The sequence below is a fragment of the Frankia sp. AgB32 genome (genome assembly GCF_023243045.1).
GTDB lineage: Bacteria > Actinomycetota > Actinomycetes > Frankiales > Frankiaceae > Frankia.
Genome location: NZ_JALKFX010000026.1, coordinates 1 through 17,904, shown reverse-complemented (window position 1 = coordinate 17,904; position 17,904 = coordinate 1). Strand labels below are relative to the sequence as shown.

The following is a 17,904-nucleotide window of genomic DNA, read 5'->3' as shown; positions in this document are numbered from 1 at the left end:
GGGACGGGCCGCGATGCCGGTCAGCAGTTGCTGCCGCGGACGGTGTCGCAGCCGTCGTCGGTGTCACCCAACAGCGCGGCCGCGACCGGGCCGCGCTCGACGATCCGTATGTCCAGATCGAACTCATCGATCGTGGCCGCCGGAGGTGGAGTAACCGCCGATAGCGGCGACGCGGTGGAGATGGTCATCAGAACTCCCTTCGAACAGGGCAGGCTCGTGACGCGCCGGCGAATAGCGCTCGCGCGATGCGCTCCAGTGCCTGCCGGGTGTAAGGGATATCTTTCCGTGCGTGACATCCGACAGGTAGGCGGTGCTGTACTGGTCTTGTCCTGGTCTTCGACACCCGTGTGGGAGCGTCCAGAGGGCTCGCCGCGGACTCGGCGGAGTCGGTCCTGGGATGGCGGCGAAGTTCAGGCGGGAAGGGAGATCCTGGCGACCGGCCGCCAGGCGTAGGCCCGTTCGCGTCGTTCCAGGTGCACGAGCGCCACCCCGGTGATGCTGGCTGTGACAGGCGCGAGCGCCCGCAACGTCTCGACCGCGGCGTGGGCCCGGGCTGTGGGAACGTCATCGGTGTTGCAGTAGGCGAGCGATAGATGCGGCTCGAAGTGCCGCGTCATCGGAGGCAGGCCCGGGAGGGCCGCGCGGGTGGCCAGGCGGAGCGTTTCGCGGAGTTGGCACAGCGGTTCGGTGGGCTCGACGGCGAAACCAAGAGCACCGCCGGTGCCACCCAGGGCCCCGACGGTGATGTCGAATGGGCCTTGGGCGGCGCAGGCCCGGGCGGCGGCGGCCGCGACCGCCGACACCTGATCGGCGCTGATCTCACTGCTGCGCGCGATGCGGCCGAGCGTGAGGTGCAGCCCGTCCACCGGCACAAGGTCGTAGAAGGGGAAGGCGACCGCCGCCTGGCAACGTGCGACCAGCGCGTGCAGGTCCGGGCAGTCCTCGAAGGTCAGATACCACTGCCAGGAGCGGCGTTCACCTGGCCGGCCCCAGTGGTTGTGCAGTCGGTCGAGCTGCCAGAACTGATCGGCCACGCCAGGGGCGCCACGGTCCTCGGCGCCGTCAGGCACGCGCACCCCAGAAGCGGGACGTGGCGTCGTGGACCGGGTCGAGGTCACGAACCTGCCCCCACCGTTGCGTCGCGTAGCGAGTGAACTCGACCGCGCGCTGCTGGATCGAGACGACCGGCCGGTCCCCGGCGTCCTCGAACGCCGCTAGGACCAGCCCGCACGCCTGCTCAAGATCGGCCTGTCGGTCCTGGGTGACCGCGGTCGCCAGATCGATCTTGACGAGGGCGCGACCCCACGGCGACCCGGCCGCGTCGATGGCAGGCAGCGCCCGGTCCAGATGGCGCCGGACCTGATTCGGCATTCCCAGCGACAGATAGGCGGTGGCCGCGTTACTCGACACCTGCGCCTCGCTGTAACAGCCAAGACCAATGCTCGACGCGATTCCCGGCGGCACGTCGTGGCGGGACTGCATCTCTTGTGCCTCCCCAACGAGGCGATGAACACCCTGGGCGTCGCCAAGCCTGCCCATCGCCCGGGCCGCCCCGTTGACCGCCAGCCGCACGCTCTGCGGCCCGGCGCCGGCATGCCGCAGCCCGTCGACTGCCAGGTCCAACGCCGTGGTGTAATCCTGCAGGTAGTAGGCGCAGAAACTCTGCAGCCCCCGAGCCCACGCCATCAGCTCCGCCCGTTCGGCGCACTCGCCGAGCTGGAACGCCTCCGCGCAGTACGCCTCTGCCAGCGGGAACCGGCCTTGCCCCACCGCCACGTACCCGAGAACGCCGGACGCCGCACACGCCACCTCGAACAGTTGCCGACGCTGCTCAGGCCGCCCGCAGACGTCGATCAGCGACTCTGCCTGGACCCGCTGGCGACGCAGCTCCGGAACGAACTCCGCGTGATCCAACTCCTCGTACCGGGCGACGACGTCGAGGACCTCGTTGCTTAGCCGGCGTAGGATCTCCGGATCGACCTGGCGACCGCGGCGATGGATTCGTTCGAGCACCTCGCTGACATTCTCGTCCACCACCGGCCCCGGATCGCCCGGCGTTACCTCGCCGAGGCGGCGGTCGGCGAGCGCCGCGTCGAACCGGGCACGGACCTCCTCGTCAGCCATGCGCAGATCCAGGTCCAGGATCTCCGCGGTCTCGTCCCGCAGTCGAATATCCGCGCCGCGTCGCTCCCAGTTCGACACCGAGGCGACGGCGACACCCAGATGCGCGGCGAAGGCACGTACGCTCATCCGCCGCGCCTCACGCAGCGCCCGGGTCTGCCGACCCGACCACCTCGCCACCGCCACTGCCGACGCACCTCCCGCAGACGGCCGTCACCGTCACTACCAGCATTCTCTCCGTACCCATGCCACCGGCGACGTCCCGCCCCGTCGGCGGATCTGTCGAAGGGTCCCTCAGACATCCGGCAGGTGGTGCTCGAGCACGGGATGGTCGGGGACAGCTTCGATCGGTGAAACGGTGGGTCCTCCGACTGGTGGGACAGCTGCCGGGTGGGCCAGGGCGGCGGGAATGCTGCTGAAGGTGGCGCTGACCAGGTTGGAGTCCTGTTGCCACCAGGTGTTGAGGTCCTTGATCCCCGCCGGGGTTTGGATGTTGAGGACGAGGTGTCCGCGGTGCGCCAGTTCGTCGGCGAGGCGGAGAGCGGCGTTCTGGCCGGCGGGGAGCTTGTCCTGCTGGACGGCGGTGTCGTCGTCAAAGCAGATGACGAACGCGGATCCGGGGCATTCCTCGATGAGGCGGCGGGCGAGTGCGGGCGCTCCGGTGGCGCTCGCGTGGGCGGTGCCGAGGAGGGCGACGGCTGCGAGTCCGGTGTGGGCGGCGGTCAGCGCGTCGGGGAATCCCTCGCAGACGACGGCGACTCCGGGTTGGGCCGGTCGGGTGGTGGCGAGGTGGGCGACTTTGGGATTCGGCGCGAGTTCCTGGGCGGGCTGGTCGTAGCGGCGGCGGTGCCTTGGATTGAGGTAGCGAAGCTGGTAGTAGATGGTCTGGCCGTCGTCGGGGTGTAGGACGGGGAAGACAACGCCGGGGCCTGCATGGGGCAGTCCGTCCGGGCGGGGGAGCTGGCGAGGCCCGGGATCGAAGCCGACGCGATTCGCGAGGAGCAGCTCGTCGGCGAAGCCACGGCCGTGGAGGTAACGCAGCGCACCGGCCCCCACCGGCTGCCAGAGTAGGTCCGCGGCGGCGGTCACGAGCTCGCCGATTGCCGGAGCCACCGGGATTCCTGATGGGGGAGGTTCCGCCGGCACGGGCGCTCTGGCAGCCCGGGCGCGCGGGCGGCGTGGCACCGGACGCTGGGCGATGCCGGCTCGGTCCGCGAGGTCCAGCAGCGCCTCTCGCACGGTTGTGCCGGCGCCGATGACGAGCAGGTCGATGGCGGTGCCACCTTCTCCGCAGGCGTGGCATTTCCACCGCCACTGGCTGCGAAAGCCCTGGTAGATGCCCATGGAGGGATGCTCGTCGGGATGTGCCGGGTTCGGACAGTGCCAGCGAGTGCCCCGACCTTGCCCTTTCGGCTCGCCGCAGATCTCGGTGGCGAGCGCGCGGAGGTCGGTGGCGTCGAGAACGGCATCCCGGTCGACCGGCGGCACCGGACCGCCTCCTTCCGAATACGCGGACTCATGGTGCTGTGTGAGTGGGCGACGTCGATGCGGAAGGCGACGACCGCCGGAAACGTCCTGCCGTCGTCTGCCTGCGGCCCGGTGGATCGCTCGGTCCGCCGCCAGCCCGGGTGATCCCTGCAGCTAAATGATCGCATCGAACGGGCGATCACGACTGCCGTCCGCCGCGGACGCGACGCTGGTTTCCAGCGTGGCGGTGACGTCCACGAGGACGTCTCCGATGCGGGTGCTGCCTGCGATGACGTGGCCGAAGACGGCGGCGATGACGTGGCGGATGGTGCTGGTTCGGACCGTCTGGTGTCATGTCGGATCACACGAATCTGGGTGTCGAGCGTCGGCGGTTCGAGCCGCGGACGATGGCGGTTCGCCGGTGGCAGGCGGACTGGGATAGCTGGTCGGTCGGGGCCGAGGCGACGCGGGGGCTGCGTCGCTGGGCGGGCGAGCCTGCGCTCGCCGGGTGCTGCGGGTCGGTCACGGATCTGCTGGCGGCATGCGGTCGGGACCGGGCGGTCCCGGTTCCGGTGGCGGATGGGCGGCTGGCCGCGCTGATCGCGTTCGCGCGGGCCGGTGACCGGGCGGCGGCGCGGGTGGTGCTGGAGCGGGTGATGCCGGCGCTGACGGTGCAGGCCGCGAAGCGGGCCCGCCGAGGCGGTGGTGCCGGTGTGTCGGGCGTGACGGGTGCGGGGTTCAGCGAGGTGCTGGCTGAGTTGGTCGGGGCGGCCTGGCTGGTGATCTGTACGTTTCCGTTGGACCGGCGGCCCCGGAAGATCGCTGTGAACGTGGTGCTGGACACGGTGTACCGGGTATTCGGCTACCGCCCGCGGATGGACCGGGCGACCGTCTACCTGGAGCTGATCCCGGATGCGCCGGCAGGTCTGGACGGCCGGCCGGTGGCGGGATGGGACCGCGGCGGCTCCAGCGCCGAGTTGCTGGACGTGCTGGCCGAGAGCGTCGCGGGCGGGGTGGAGCTCAGGCATCTGCAGTTGCTGGCCAAGCTCGCGGTGGCCGGGCGCAGCCAGAAGCAGGTTGCCGCAAGCGCGGGGATCACCGATCGCGGCGTACGGCTGCGTCGGGACGCCGCCGTACGGGCGGTGCGGGCAGTCATCCTGCCCGCCGCCGACGGTGATCACGCGGAGCGTGCTCCCGTGGCTGCGGGTCGGATCGCGGGCGGTGCCGCGTGATCGGCCCGGGGGAGTCGTGCACGGCGATGATGCCGAACTCGAAGGTGCTGCTCCTGATCGCGCTGATGATGCCGCTGCTGGGCGGTGTCTGGATGGGCGCGCAGGTGTCAGCGCTGCTGTTCGGCGCACACGAACCGATGTCGGTCGGGCTGGGCTCGACGATCGTGGCGTTGCCGCGTCTGGCGCTGCATCCGGGTGATCCGGCGTGGGCGTGGCCTGTGGATCAGGCGGTCCTGCTGCCGGGGCCGACGGCGTACTGGATTGGGACGGCGCTACCGGTCGCCGTGGCGCTGCTGCTCAGCACGCTGCTGTACCTGCTGTTGCAGGGCGACGTCGGGGTGGCTCGCCGGCGGCGGATGGGACTGGATCCGGAGGCGCGTTTCGCCCGGCCCTGGGAGATCTCGCCGATGTGGGTGGGTGGGCCGGTGCGGGGCCGGGTGATCCTCGGCCGGGCCCGCCGGGGCGTGTTCAACCGGTTGGTGGCGACCGAGGACGCGTCGTTGCCCGTGGACGACACGGTGCCGACGGTGCTGCATCCCTATGTCGCGCGGCGCCGTGGTGATCGCGGTGCGGTGCTGGTCATCGGCCCGTCCCGGTGCGGGAAGACGGCGGCGTTGGCGGTGCCGGCGATTCTGGAGTGGGACGGACCGCTGATCGCTCTGTCGGTGAAGAACGATCTGCTGGCCGCGACGATTCGCCGTCGGCGGGCGGTGGGGGAGGTGCGGGTCTTCGACCCGACCGCGATCACCGGCGAGGAGTCGGCGACCTGGTCGCCGCTGGCGGAGTCGGTGGACCTTGCGGGGGCACGGCAGGCGGCCCGGTCGATCGCGAACAGCACCGACTGGACCTCGGCCGGGTCGGACATGAGTTTCTGGACCGCCGCGGGTGAGGACCTGCTCGGGCTGCTGTTCTGGGTCGCGGCCACCGCGGGGCTGGGCATGGGCTCGGTGGTTGGGTGGACGACGAGCATGGATCGGGACGGCGTGATGCGCTTCGCGCAGGCGTTCGCCCGCCACGACGATCCGGTGATCCGGGCGGACGGCGAGCAGGTCCTGGCCGGGCTGACCGCGGTGTGGAAGACGGATCCGAAGCAGATCTCGTCGGTGTTTCTGGTGGCCCGGCAGATGATCCGGCCGTGGCAGGAACCGTCGGTACGCCGCTCCGCCGACGGCTCCGACATCGACCTGGACTGGCTGCTCGGCGAGGAACCCGACCCGGCGTTCGTCTCCCTCCTCGATGACCCGTTCGAGGACGAGCTCGATCGCCTCCTGGACGGAACCGAGCCATCGACGGGCGCATCGCTCGACCCCAGCTCTTCCGAAGGCGCCGGGGTGAATGGCGGGCCGCGGCGGCGAAGCGCGAACACGGTCTATCTGTGCGCGGATCTTGATGGTGCGGAGCGGTTGGCGCCGGTACTCGGAGGCCTGGTCGATGACCTGATCCGCGCGGTGTACGCCCGGGTCGGGGCGACGGGCAGGCCGTTGGACCCGCCGCTGCTCGTCGTCATCGACGAGGCCGGGAACTGGCCGATGAAGAACCTGCCCGGACGGATCTCGACCTGTGCGGGCATGGGCATTCAGCTGATGCTCGTCTACCAGTCCAAGGCACAAATCGACGCCGCCTATGGCAACAAGGCCGACGTCGTCGTCTCCAACGCTGTCACGAAGGTCTTCTTCTCCGGGCTGTCAGACAAATCAACCCTGGACTACGCCGCCTCGCTGCTCGGGCAGGAACACGTCGCCGCGCGCAGCGTGTCCAGCGACAGCGCGCCGGGCGGAGGACGGCAGGGCGTCAACGACGCGCCGACCAGGCTGGAACTCCTCCCGGCGCATCTGCTGCGCCAGGTGGCGCCAGGTCAGGCGCTGCTGCTGCACAACACCCTTCCGCCGGTGCATCTGCACGGCCGGTACTGGTTCCGCGACCCCGCGCTTCGCGCGCTGGCGGCCGGCGAGACGACGCCGCCCGCGCCGCCAGTAGTGGTCCAGCGTCCGACAGCGGAAGGCTGGTTGCTCCGGGTGGTGCGTGATGCCTTGCGCCGGTGGTGTGACCGTCACGGAGTCGGCGCGTGAAGGCCGTCGAGTATCCGCGTCGGGGGTCCCTGCGGCCTGGGCCGCGCTCGCGCCAGGGGGTTCAGGTCGTCCACCGAGCCGATCTTGACTGCCCGGCGCGAGTATCCGCCGTCAGTCGGGTGCGGCTCGCTGCCGACGGGGCATCGCACACGGTCGCAGCAGGTGGTGGCAGGCCCCCGGTGGCCGTGGTCGAGACGCCGTCGGGAGAGTGGCTGATCGGCATCGACCCGCCATCCCGGCTGTGTGTCGCCCTCCACTGTCCAGCCCCGGTGGACTTGGCGGCGCGGTTCACCGCTCCTGCGTACACGGTGGCCGCGTCGTCGAGCTGGGAGCTGGAAGCGCGGATCGGGGTGGCGCTCGGCGACGAGATTCACCAGGCCCTGCGGACGGGAATCGTGATCGTGCCGCTGAACGGCACGGTCAACGGCGTCAGGGTCGCTGCGCGTGGGGCAGATCAGCTGAGCCTGGACGCGGATCGGATGCCCCGGGGCTCGGATCTGGTGCGCCTTCCCGGTGGGCGGCCGCTTACATACCACCAGTCCCTGGCCGGATCGTCGGTGCTTCTGCGCTGGGAGCAGGCCGGCCTTGAGGATCCGTCTGATGTTTTTCGACTGGACGTCCTTGCGCTCGGTTCAGAAATTCAGGATGGCCGCCGGGATCTGACCTACCGGCTGTCACTGAATGATCGGGTGTTGCTGGCCGGGAACGACATCGAGGTACCCGCCGACATCGTGGTGCGCAGCAGCGACACGATCCGTGGCCTGGTGGCGATGCTGACCAGCCCTGACCTGGAAACGCCGCCGACCGCGGGGCAGCAGGTTCTTTTCCCGCGGCGCGACGAGCTGCTGAGCCTGGTCGCGGAGAATCCCGGGCCGTTCCCTCCCGATGAGCGGGTCGAGGTGCGGGTACCCGACGGGCGGCTTCTCACCGGCACGGTTACTGCGGCGATCCGGGGCGCGGATCAGCCGGCGCGGTCCTATCAGTGGATCCCCGACCGGTCGTCGCTGCCGGGCGGCCTCCTGGGCCCGGGTGGGGTGCTGCGTGGCGGGATCGTCAGCCCCGCGTCGGCCGTGCGCGCCAGCCTGCTCCCCGAGCCGCCCGAGCTCCCCGAGCCGGCGGAGCTGGACGCGAACCTCGACCTGTGGGGATCGGCCGCGCCGGGCCCGCTGCCGGCGACGCCGACGATCCAGCCGCAGATCGCGGCCGGCCTGGGGGGAGCCGGCGGATGACCGCTCCTGCTCCCAGGGATCCCGTCGGCTCCTACTCGTACCTCATCGACCTGGCGCCCGCGCGCATCGGCGTGCCCAGCGGCTGGTGGCGGTTCCTGCCCACCAGGGACGCCCGTGGTGCCGCGACCATCACCGCGCAGCTGGTGCGCTGGCACGCCGAGAACGACTCCACCACTGTCACTGCCACTGTCGTCCGCCGCAGTCTCCCGGAACTCGAGCAGACCCTCGGCTTTCCGCTCCCTGTGGCCGTCGACGCGGCGCTCGCCACAGCTGTGTCACGCGATGACCTCGTCTGGCCGGGGCCGGTCGGCGGCTGGCAGGCCGCGCACGGACAGCTTCTCCTGGACGTCGGCCTCGACGAGGATCAACGCCCCTGGCGGGCCAGCCAGGTCGACGTGGAAGGTCGCGGGGCGGCCACCTACGGCCGGCTGCTGCACGCCGACCCGCCGCTTCGGACCTGGCAGCAGGACCCCTTCCGGGTCGACATCGTCAGCGCCCGCCACGATGAGGGCGACCTCGACGGCGCGGGATTCGCTCTGACCTACCGGGTCTGCCTGGGCGCGAACGTCGTCTTCGCCGGCGACGACGCCATGATCCCGCCCGAGTGGGATCCCTGGTCGGATGATGCCGTCCGCGAGGTGATCGCTCGGGTCGTCCACCGGGAGTGGGACCGTCGCGAGCTGTCGTTCCCCCAGCAGAGCTTCCTGGACGTCCAGCGGGAACGTCTTACGTTGCAGTCCCTCGGTCTGGCCCCGCCCTATTCGCCGGGCACCCGGATCGGCGTGCGCATGTCGGGCGGGCGGAGTGCGACCGGCACGGTCCGCGGGCCGGTCGTGCGAGGCGGCCGGACGGTGGGCTACCTGTGGCGTCCGGACGTCGCCGATCTACCGGGCCATCCCGGCCACCGCCACCCCGACTACGTCCTGTACGCCGACGCGGCGCGGGTTCGGGACACGCTGGCGGCGAAGGACACCGTGATCGACGGGCCGGACGGGCCGGTGGTCCTCACCTTCGGGGCCACGGTCGCCACCGTCGACGATCCCCGTTTCGACCGCGGCCGGGTCCTGCGCGCCGTCGACACCGACGGCCGGCTCGCCTACGACATCCAGCCGATCGACGATCCGGCTGCCTGCCATCGGCTCGACGCCAACGACGTGATCGCGCTGACCGGCACCGCCTGGCCGACCATCGATCCGCTGCTGCAGGCCCGCGAGGCGGCCAGGGTGCCACTGATCGGCGGCGAGATCCTCGTCGCCGTCCGGGAGATCGCCGTGATGCCCGAAGTCCGGCCGGCGGTCGCGGCCGCCCTCGTCCGGCACGAACTGCACTCGCCGGACCAGATCCTGGATCCCTCCACCCCGCTCGCGGCCACCCATCCGGCCCTCCCAGCCATCCCGGGTACCGAGGACCTCACCGCCAGCCCGGGCCCTGAGGACTTCCTCGGCCTGCCGCCGGCTCCAGGCACCACGGGGCCGGCGAGCCTGCCCTACCCGCGCAGTCCGGAACCACCGGACGCGCCGGGGCTCGGACCGATGGGCCTCGACCTGTGACCGCACCGCCGCCGGAACCCGGTTCGGATCCGCCGCCGCTCAACCACGATTCCGCTCCCGCCGGTGTCGGCTCGAATCCCGATCTCGACAGGGCCGACATCCCCGGGAGCCGGCTGCGCACGTCCGACCTCGCTGGTCCGCGGCTCAAAGTCGCCCGGCTGCATCCCAGCGGCGTGATGCTGGACCTGCCATTCACCCCGCCGCCGGGATCCGCGGTCCACGCGGCCACCTTCTGGCCCGAGCCGACCGCTCCCAACGGATGGGCGTACATCCCCTGGGAACGCGGGCCGCACGGACGCGGTGTGCAGCTCCCACAGCTCGTCGACCTCGGCGACGTCGTCGGATTCCGCGCTGTCACCCGACCACAGCTCGCAGACGTCCCATCGTCGGCCTCCCACGCGGGTGCCCCGCAGCCGCCACCGGCGGCGGTCAACGTCGTCGAATGGTGGGGCTACCTCCATGCCGTCGAACGCGGCGCGCTCGTCCTGCACGGCCCGCATCCCGGCGTAACCGCTGCCTACGCCGCCGCGCAGCATGCCCTCACCGCTCAGGTGCTGGCCCGCGATCCGACCGACCCTACGCAGCCCAGGGGCCCGGCGGGCAGCCAAGGCGGCCATCCGCCACGGGACCGGGCCTGGCGTGAACCAGCCCAGCCTCCAGCATCTGTATCGCTGACCTGGCACGGCGACATGGCCACGGTCAGCGATCCCCGCTTCGGCTGGCTGCACGTCCCCGCCGACGATCTCGCCGCCGCGCTCACCCTCCGCGCCGACGATCTCGTCGACCAGCTGCGGCCCCTCGTCCGCGGCATCGACGGCACCGAGCCCCCGATCACCCTCGCGGCCCTCGCCGCCCTGCACCTGCCCCACCTCCCCGACGTGCACGCCGCTGCACCGCCCCCCGGACCGGCCACGCCGACCGCGTCACCATCCGGGCCGCCGCCCTCCGACCAGCCGCCGGCCGCGACCGGCCCGGCCGACCCCGCGCCCCCCGACCCACCACCGCCGTCACCCGGACAGGCGTCAACGGCACCGCCGTCCGAAGTCCCTGACGGCCCCGATCTGGATGGACCACTGTGACCAGCCCCGAATCCACTGCGCCCGAGCCCGAGTGGGACGTCAGCGTCCTCGGCCGGCCCGTAGTCCTCACCGTGCCCGACCACCTCGGCCACGATCCGGACGCACTCGTCGCGCTCGCCGCCGTCGCGGTGCGACATCGCTACGAGGAATCGTCCTCCTCGAAGATCATCTCCTATCTGGCGCATACCGGTGTGGTGGCACTGGAAACGCCGAGCGCCGTCTTTGAGCTGCGTGAACAGCGAGACGGCTGGCGCCTTGTCCGCAGCTCGGGGGAACCCGAACCCAACGAGCTCGCCGCAGCCGCATGGATCCGTGCCCATCGGCTCGCCCGTGAACGCGCCGAGAGTGCCCCCGCCATTCGACCCGACGGCCTGCCATGAGCACGGCCGACGACGGCCTGCCCGGCCGGCGCCTCCCGCCTGACGTCAACCGGGCAGCGCTCGGGCGGCGCGACCACGGATTTTTCGACCGTGAGGGCAGTCCGCGCGGGCAACGGGATCTCGCGCACGCCCGCTTGCCGTGGACGGGCACCAGGCCCCGGCGGGTCGGCTCGGCCACGGTCCACGACAGAACTCTCGGTCTGTCCCGCACCACGACCATGTGGCCCGCGCACACCCCACCGGCGCTCGCGCGCGGCCGGGACATCCGCCGCCGCGCCGCCGACATCATCAACGACCTGCGCACCCACCCCCGCCCGGACCCCACCCGGCCGACTGTCGCACCTGGCCGGCTGCTCCCCGCGTTGCACGAGACCGCGACCCATGTCCGCGGGAAGCCGGCCCGCGGCCAGCTCGCGGTTGTGCGTCGCATCGCGGTCTCGCATCGCCTCGAATCCGCGATGTTCCTCGACGTCGCGTTCGGCGTCGGCACCCTCATCGCCCGCGCCTCAGCACCGCCGGCCGCCGGCCGCCGGGTTGTGCGCCCTGGTCGCGCCGAGGGGCGGGCGAGCCTGAACGCGTTGCACGGCGCGAACCTCCCGCTGGCCCTCGACACGTACCTCGCTCGCGCCCACCTGCGCGACAGCATTCCGGTCGCCGATCCCGACCTGCCCCGGCTGTGGCTGCTCGCGAACGCGCTCACCCACGGCATCCCCGCCGAGGTGATCCTCACCGAACCCGCCGCCGTCCACGGACCGGACGCCGCCATCCACCCGCAGCGGGCCGACCTCGTCGGCTGGCACGGCATGTCCCACGCCGTCGCCGAGCTGGACGCCGCGGTCCTCACCGCCGCCGAAGGCCGCCGCTGGCTCGCCCACGCCCAGCCCGGCCGCGGGGACACGGTGCTGCTCGCCCTCGGCGTCCTGCACGCCACCCACCCCACCCTCGCCGCGCAGCTCGTCCTGCGCGGGCCGGGACAGGTGCGCCTCGCCGACCTGCAAACCGTCGCCCACCGGTTCCCGCCGCCGGCACACCCCGTCGAACTCACCGACACAGCGCTGAAAGCGGTCTGCGACCGCAACGGCTGGCTACTGGGCACTCCCGACGAACGCCACCACCGCGAACTCGTCGAACGCGTCCTGCCCGACACCATGACCGGCGAGATCCGCAGCCGGCTCGCCCACGGCGACAGCGCCGCACTCGCCGACGCGGTGCGTCACGCCGCTCCGTCCGACGCCGACCTCGACGCCCGCACCCACCGGTGGGACCCGGCCGCGGAGGACGCCGTCCAGGTCCGCCAACTCCTCGGCGAGGCCTCCAGGGAGGCCCACGCCCGCTTCGCCGGCTGGCACATCACCCCGCACCCCACCCGTGCGGTCGCGTTCCTCGGCCGATTTCCCGACCGCGTCCTGCGGCGCGCGCTCGCCGTTGACCCGCAGGAACTGCGCCCGCCCACGCCGGCCGGACCGGCGCCGCCCCGGCCGGAACCGTCCATCCCCCTGCCCGATCTACCCGCCTGGCCTGGACCTCCCATCCCCGGCATGTGACCGCACCGTCGCGCCGGATCCCCGGCCGGCGTTGCCGCCTGTCGCCGCCGTCGCATCTCGACCGCCGAGAGAAGCACCCATGTACCCGCCGGTAACACCCGAAAGCCTCCGACGCCTACCCCTCGTCCTCGACCTGCCGACCGCGGCACCGTTCTTCGGGATCGGTCGCACCTTCGCCTACGAACTCGCCCGCGCCGACGAGTTCCCGTGCCCCGTGCGCCGCTACGGCCGGCTCTACCGCGTCCGCACTGCCGACGTCCTGGACACCCTCGGCCTCGACCGGGCCGGCTGGGCCGCCTGGCAGGCCGCCCGCCTCCACCGCCTCCCACCCGTCGTCGATCTCCCCACCGCCGCGGGGCTGTTCACCATCGGCCGCAGCCTCGCCTACAGCCTCGCCAAAACCGACGACTTCCCCTGCCCCATCCGCCGCTACGGCCGCCTCCACCGCGTCCGCACCGTCGACCTCCTCGACGCCCTCGGCCTGGGCGCCGAGCAGCCGGACACGTGAGCGGCCACCGTGAACCGGACCTTCGCGGCGAGCGATGCGTGAGCCCCTCACCTACGGCAGCCTCGCGGACGAAGCCGCCCGCGTCGCCTCCGCAGCCGCCGAAAACCCACCCCGGGCCAGTGCCCGCCTCGGAGAAATCCTCGACCACGCCGCCGGCATCGGCCGCCTGCTCGCCACCGCCGGACGCCACGCCAAGTTCCTCGACGCCCCCTTCGGCGCCAGCAGCGGCCGCTCCACCCCCTTCGTGAACCGCCTCGTCACCACCACACTGCTCGCCGACCAGCTCTACGCCCAACCCACCCCCGGCCGCACCCCCTGGCACCGCGCCGCCGACACCCTCGGCGCCGCCCACGACCTGCTCGCGTCCCACGTCGACCGCACCGGCCACCACAACAGCCTCGACGCCGTCATCCTCGGCGACCCCCTCGCCGTCCGCGGCGCCATGACCCGCCTCACCGACATCACCCTCCCCGCCGCCCTCACCGCCCGTGCCCTACCGCCCCTGCTGGCCCGGTTCCACCCGAACCCGTCGGTCATCCCGGCCATCCGCATCCTGAGCCAGCTCGGCACTCTCGCAGGACCCATTCGGATGTCCCGCGAACGCCTCGACCGCCACGGCGACCAGGCCCTCGACCCGATCGGCCCACTCCTCGGTGACCCCACCGCGCCACCCCTCGACCGGGCCCTGCACCAGGTCCGACACCGGCTGCATCACCTCGGCGAACCCGACGCGCTCATCAGCCCCAGTGCACTGCACGCCTTCGCCACGTTGGCCATTGGCATCACCGACCGCACCCAGCTGCTCCTACGCCGCACCGCCAGCCACACCCGAGGCCCCGCCCGCGCCCGCCTCGACCTCGCCGGCGACCAGACCGCCGCCACCACCACCTCGTGGCGCACGGTCCGTGCCTTCCTCCGCGAGACCACGACCCGCGGCGTCGACGGCGACGACATCCCCGCCCTGGTCCAGGCCACCGGCCGCCTGCTGGCCGCGAGCACTCGCATCCCCACCAACCCCACCCGCCGCGACCTGTTGCGCGCCCTCGACGTGATGCGCGCCGCGACCCTCCTGCTCCCCGAAATCGCCCACCGCAACGCCCGCGCCCTGCACAACCTCACCGCCCACCAGGCCCTCCTGCGCCCCGCATCCGCCGGCACCGGCTACGAACCCATCGGCCTGGTCGAGCAAAGCCTGATCACTGGCGCCTACCAGACCGCCACCAGCCACGGCGCCTCCACCATCACCCACCTCCTGCGCCTCCCCGACCCCCACCCCCACCACGCCCGTGCCCTCTACCTCGTCCAACGCCACGCACCCAGCCCCGACCACGACCTCCTCGGCCTACCCGACACGAACCCCACCTCCGCCGACACGGCCAGGCCGGGCGGGCGCACCCCGACCCTCACCGAGACCGCCGACGGCACCCTGCGCATCGACGACCCTCGCCACGGCACCCTGCACGTCGACATCACCACCCTCTCCACCGCCGTCACCCACACGCCCGAAGCCCTCCGCACCCTCCTCGCCCACCACCCCTGGATCGACCTCGACGGCACCGAAACCCTCATCACCCTTGCCGCCCTCGCCACCATCCACACCCCCGAACACCTCAACGCGACAGCTGGCCTACACCCTGCGCCCGAGCTACCGAGCGCTGCCTTGCCACCACGGCCCCTGGCCCCGCCGGGAGACATCTCGGACATCACGCCTTGAGCACACCCCAGGGCCGCGGCAAGTTTGCTGGGTAGCTGGCGGTGGGGCGTGTCGCGGGCTTGCGGTGGAGCTGGGGTGTGAGGACCTGGCGGGTTCTCGCCCTGGAAACGGGACGAGCATGACCCCCGGGTGATCATGGAGGTTCCTAGGCCATCCTGATCGTCCCTAGGTGCCATGCCCGCCGCACCATCATCTCCGCCTGCCCCTGTTCTGGATCAGCTGGCGTCGGCTGTGGCCGGCGCGGCATCGCCCCCGGTGTCGCCGACGGGGTTGCTGGCGGTGTTCGCGCAGGTCAACGACCCGAGGAAACGGCGCGGAACGCGGCACCGGCTGCCGGTCGTACTCACGTTGGCGGCGTGCGCGGTGTTGGCGGGGGCCCGGTCGTTCACCGCGATCGCCGAGTGGGCCGCGGACGCCGGCGAGACCGTGCGGGCCACGTTGGGGATCGTGCGGGTCCCGGACGCCTCGACGTTCCGCCGGGTCCTCGCCCGCCTCGACGCCGACGCGCTGGACACGGCCCTCGGAACCTGGGCCACCACCATGACCACGCCGACCTCGGGACAGCGGCGGCGGATCGCGGTCGACGGGAAAACCCTGCGCGGCTCACGCCATGGCGACACACCCGGCCGGCATCTGCTCGCCGCGTTCGACCAGCGGCACCACGTTGTCCTCGCCCAGCGTGGCGTCGACGCGAAGACGAACGAGATTCCCGAGCTCACAGCACTGCTCGACGCTCTCGACCTGGCCGGCGCGGTGGTGACCGCGGACGCGCTGCACACCCAGCGCGACACCGCCGCCTGGCTCCTCGAGCGCGGCGTCCACTACATCCTCATCGCGAAAGTGAACCAGCCGACGCTGTAGGCCCAGATCACAGCCCTGCCCTGGAGCCAGGTCGCCACCCGGGCCCGCACCCGCGACCGCGGCCACGGACGCCTCGAAACCCGGACCGTGAAAGCCACCGAGGTCCGCGCCGGCATCGACTTCCCGCACGCCGTCCAGGCCATCCAGATCACCCGCCGCCGGTCCGTGGGCGGCGGACCCACCACGACCGAGACCGTCCACGCGATCACCAGCCTGCCCACCCACCAGGCCAGCCCCGCCCTGCTCGCCGACCTCGCCCGCGACCACTGGTCAATCGAGAACCGACTGCACTGGGTCCGCGACGTCACCTACGACGAGGACCACCACCGCGCCCGCACCGGCAACGCACCCCAGGTCATGGCCAGCCTCCGCAACCTCGCGATCGCCATCCTGCGTCTGTCCGGCGCCACCAACATCGCCCAGGCACTACGCCACCACGCCCGCCGACCCGAACGGCCACTCACCACGATCATGAACTTGAGTTGCTAACCAGCAACTTTGCCGCTGCCCTGGAGTACACCCCGGGACCAGATTACGATCTTCAAAGCCGGCAGTCAGCGCTGCCGTATCTGGACTCGCGAACGCGTCCAGCCCGAATAACTACGGCGAGTGCGGTATCCGGCACGCCAACGTCCTCGACTTCATCGCCGGTTCTCAGCCCACGTGCGTGTACCGGAGCCCGAAGAGCGGGGTGGCGTTCTCATGGGTGCTGGAGCGGGAGATAGGCCACCTGGGCGTATCAGCCTGACTGCTCCAGAGTAGAATCTTCAGAATCAGAATGATCTCTAGAGTAAAAGGGCGACCAGTGAGCCACCTCGACGAGTTCGATCTGCCCGACCCGGCACTTTTCAGTCTCAGCCGAATGAGCGCCAATGAGGTTCTCTACGACGGCACTGCGATCGAGAAGGAGACGGGCTTGGAGTGCCGGCTGGTCGTGGAAGCGTGCTGGTCGCCGCGCCGCTTGATCCGCTGGCAGGCTGAGTTCGGTGCCGATTTACCATTTACCTTGATTTTCGGAGATGGCGAGTACGGTTTCACGCTTACTTCCGACGGCGCATATTCCGACATGCAGCTTGACGGCCTCAACGGATTTCCTGGTGGCGACCGTAAGCTTGGTGGTCGAGCAGGAATGGGACTCGTTGCTGGAAAGCCCGACCAGGCGGCGAATTATGTGAATCTGCGTTGGGTGAACCTTCATAATATGGGTGATGGATTGCCGCTCGATCCGCCCGATGGCATCGAGGGTCACCGTTGGCCTGGGCGTAGGCGGTGGATTTTGGACGGCTGGGAAATGATCGTTGATTCCCGGCCCGACCTTAAAGAGACTCTTGAGGATCTCCGCGAAAGCTATGGATATGCGGTCACTCATCTTGCCAGACTTCGGCGCTGCGATCGTACGCCTTTCACCTCGGCGCAAGTTGAGCCGATTCTCTTTGCATACCAACTTGCGGCGTCATTTGCGCTCAGCCGGTGGGCATCTCCGAGCCTCTCCTCAGGAGCGGACTCCTCTGGCATGGTTGTGTGGCGGGAATGGGGTGTACGTCGAGCGGATGCGTTCGACGGCGTGCCTCGGTGGTGGGGAAGGCATCTCGGACCGATCGAGGAAATCATTGACCGAGTGGGGCGCCGTGTCTTGCATCCAGAGTGGAGCATGGCAGCCAGGTTGATCATTCAGGGGTACTTGGCGTCAACTCACGGTGGATTTGTAGAGGAACGGATAACCGTCGGGTTTGCTGCGCTTGAACAGCTTGGCTGGCAGAGAAATGTTGTCGAAGATGGGTTCGACGAAAAGATGTATGACCGCAAGTTGAATGCAAGTAAGAGAATTCGCATGGCTCTAGATGAAGCGTCCATTCCCTGTGGCGTGCCAGTAAGCCTGCCGTCCCTGCGGGATTTGATTGGTTGTCAGAAGGATGATAAAAATGATCCCAAAGATGGGCCACGGGCACTCGCGCTTGTCCGTAACCGCCTGATGCATCCCAAGGATCCTAATACGCTTTACGGGCGAAAGGGTCTTGTAGCTGAGGCATGGTTGCTCCTTGAAAGCTACCTTCAGTTTCTCATACTGCACTGGGTGGGCTACAGCGGTATGGTGGAGGACTCATTGATGCTGCTTGATGGAGAAAATACCCTTCGGCGGGTTCCTTGGG

Annotated in this window: 14 protein-coding genes and 1 pseudogene; 11 read left to right on the top strand and 4 right to left on the bottom strand. The window is 70.7% G+C overall.

Features of this window, described 5'->3' with window-relative positions; all coding sequences use genetic code 11:
• Positions 1–20 precede the first annotated feature (20 nt).
• The 4 genes from MXD60_RS10500 to MXD60_RS10485 form a co-directional block, all read right to left on the bottom strand.
• Positions 21–188: an FxLD family lanthipeptide gene (locus tag MXD60_RS10500; protein WP_248818829.1), complete on the bottom strand. Its 168-nt coding sequence runs from the start codon at positions 186–188 to the stop codon at positions 21–23.
• Positions 189–410: 222 nt separating this feature from the next.
• Complete coding sequence (locus MXD60_RS10495; RefSeq protein ID WP_248818828.1) at positions 411–1,034, bottom strand: 2'-5' RNA ligase family protein; 624 nt, start codon at positions 1,032–1,034, stop codon at positions 411–413.
• Positions 1,035–1,062: 28 nt separating this feature from the next.
• Positions 1,063–2,307 carry a helix-turn-helix domain-containing protein gene (locus tag MXD60_RS10490; protein ID WP_518467700.1) on the bottom strand — a complete coding sequence of 415 codons (1,245 nt, stop codon included), beginning with the start codon at positions 2,305–2,307 and terminating at the stop codon, positions 1,063–1,065.
• A 108-nt stretch (positions 2,308–2,415) separates the two neighbouring features.
• Positions 2,416–3,609 carry a toprim domain-containing protein gene (locus MXD60_RS10485; RefSeq protein ID WP_248818826.1) on the bottom strand — a complete coding sequence of 398 codons (1,194 nt, stop codon included), beginning with the start codon at positions 3,607–3,609 and terminating at the stop codon, positions 2,416–2,418.
• Between the two features lie 386 nt (positions 3,610–3,995).
• On the opposite strand from MXD60_RS10485, the gene MXD60_RS10480 reads away from it, so the two are divergent.
• The 11 genes and pseudogenes from MXD60_RS10480 to MXD60_RS10425 all read left to right on the top strand — a co-directional run.
• Positions 3,996–4,820 (top strand): hypothetical protein, encoded by an 825-nt coding sequence (locus MXD60_RS10480; protein ID WP_248818825.1) that lies wholly within the window; start codon positions 3,996–3,998, stop codon positions 4,818–4,820.
• Positions 4,821–4,846: 26 nt separating this feature from the next.
• A complete protein-coding gene (locus tag MXD60_RS10475; protein ID WP_248818865.1) occupies positions 4,847–6,889 on the top strand; it encodes a type IV secretory system conjugative DNA transfer family protein in 2,043 nt (680 codons plus the stop codon).
• 179 nt (positions 6,890–7,068) lie between these two features.
• Complete coding sequence (locus MXD60_RS10470) at positions 7,069–8,118, top strand: hypothetical protein (protein WP_248818824.1); 1,050 nt, start codon at positions 7,069–7,071, stop codon at positions 8,116–8,118.
• Positions 8,115–9,668, top strand: a complete 1,554-nt coding sequence (locus MXD60_RS10465) for a hypothetical protein (protein ID WP_248818823.1) — start codon at positions 8,115–8,117, stop codon at positions 9,666–9,668. The genes MXD60_RS10470 and MXD60_RS10465 overlap by 4 nt, the downstream gene beginning before the upstream one ends.
• Positions 9,665–10,747, top strand: a complete 1,083-nt coding sequence (locus MXD60_RS10460; RefSeq protein ID WP_248818822.1) for a hypothetical protein — start codon at positions 9,665–9,667, stop codon at positions 10,745–10,747. The genes MXD60_RS10465 and MXD60_RS10460 overlap by 4 nt, the downstream gene beginning before the upstream one ends.
• Positions 10,744–11,127, top strand: coding sequence for a hypothetical protein (locus MXD60_RS10455; RefSeq protein WP_248818821.1), 384 nt, complete (start codon positions 10,744–10,746; stop codon positions 11,125–11,127). Before MXD60_RS10460 ends, MXD60_RS10455 begins: the two co-directional genes overlap by 4 nt.
• Positions 11,124–12,671, top strand: a complete 1,548-nt coding sequence (locus tag MXD60_RS10450) for a hypothetical protein (RefSeq protein WP_248818820.1) — start codon at positions 11,124–11,126, stop codon at positions 12,669–12,671. The genes MXD60_RS10455 and MXD60_RS10450 overlap by 4 nt, the downstream gene beginning before the upstream one ends.
• Before the next feature lie 79 nt (positions 12,672–12,750).
• A complete protein-coding gene (locus MXD60_RS10445) occupies positions 12,751–13,179 on the top strand; it encodes a helix-turn-helix transcriptional regulator (protein ID WP_248818819.1) in 429 nt (142 codons plus the stop codon).
• A gap of 34 nt (positions 13,180–13,213) precedes the next feature.
• A complete protein-coding gene (locus MXD60_RS10435) occupies positions 13,214–14,893 on the top strand; it encodes a hypothetical protein (protein ID WP_283098153.1) in 1,680 nt (559 codons plus the stop codon).
• Positions 14,894–15,067: 174 nt separating this feature from the next.
• Positions 15,068–16,243 (top strand): annotated as a pseudogene (locus MXD60_RS10430) (ISAs1 family transposase).
• Between the two features lie 316 nt (positions 16,244–16,559).
• The coding region (locus MXD60_RS10425; RefSeq protein ID WP_248818817.1) for a YopA family protein at positions 16,560–17,904 on the top strand (1,345 nt) is incomplete at its 3' end.

Coding starts and splice junctions, on each gene's coding strand:
- MXD60_RS10445 (WP_248818819.1), top strand. CDS start 12,751: ATGTACCCGCCGGTAACACCCGAAAGCCTCCGACGCCTACCCCTCGTC.
- MXD60_RS10475 (WP_248818865.1), top strand. CDS start 4,847: ATGATGCCGAACTCGAAGGTGCTGCTCCTGATCGCGCTGATGATGCCG.
- MXD60_RS10480 (WP_248818825.1), top strand. CDS start 3,996: ATGGCGGTTCGCCGGTGGCAGGCGGACTGGGATAGCTGGTCGGTCGGG.
- MXD60_RS10500 (WP_248818829.1), bottom strand. CDS start 188: ATGACCATCTCCACCGCGTCGCCGCTATCGGCGGTTACTCCACCTCCG.
- MXD60_RS10450 (WP_248818820.1), top strand. CDS start 11,124: ATGAGCACGGCCGACGACGGCCTGCCCGGCCGGCGCCTCCCGCCTGAC.
- MXD60_RS10465 (WP_248818823.1), top strand. CDS start 8,115: ATGACCGCTCCTGCTCCCAGGGATCCCGTCGGCTCCTACTCGTACCTC.
- MXD60_RS10435 (WP_283098153.1), top strand. CDS start 13,214: ATGCGTGAGCCCCTCACCTACGGCAGCCTCGCGGACGAAGCCGCCCGC.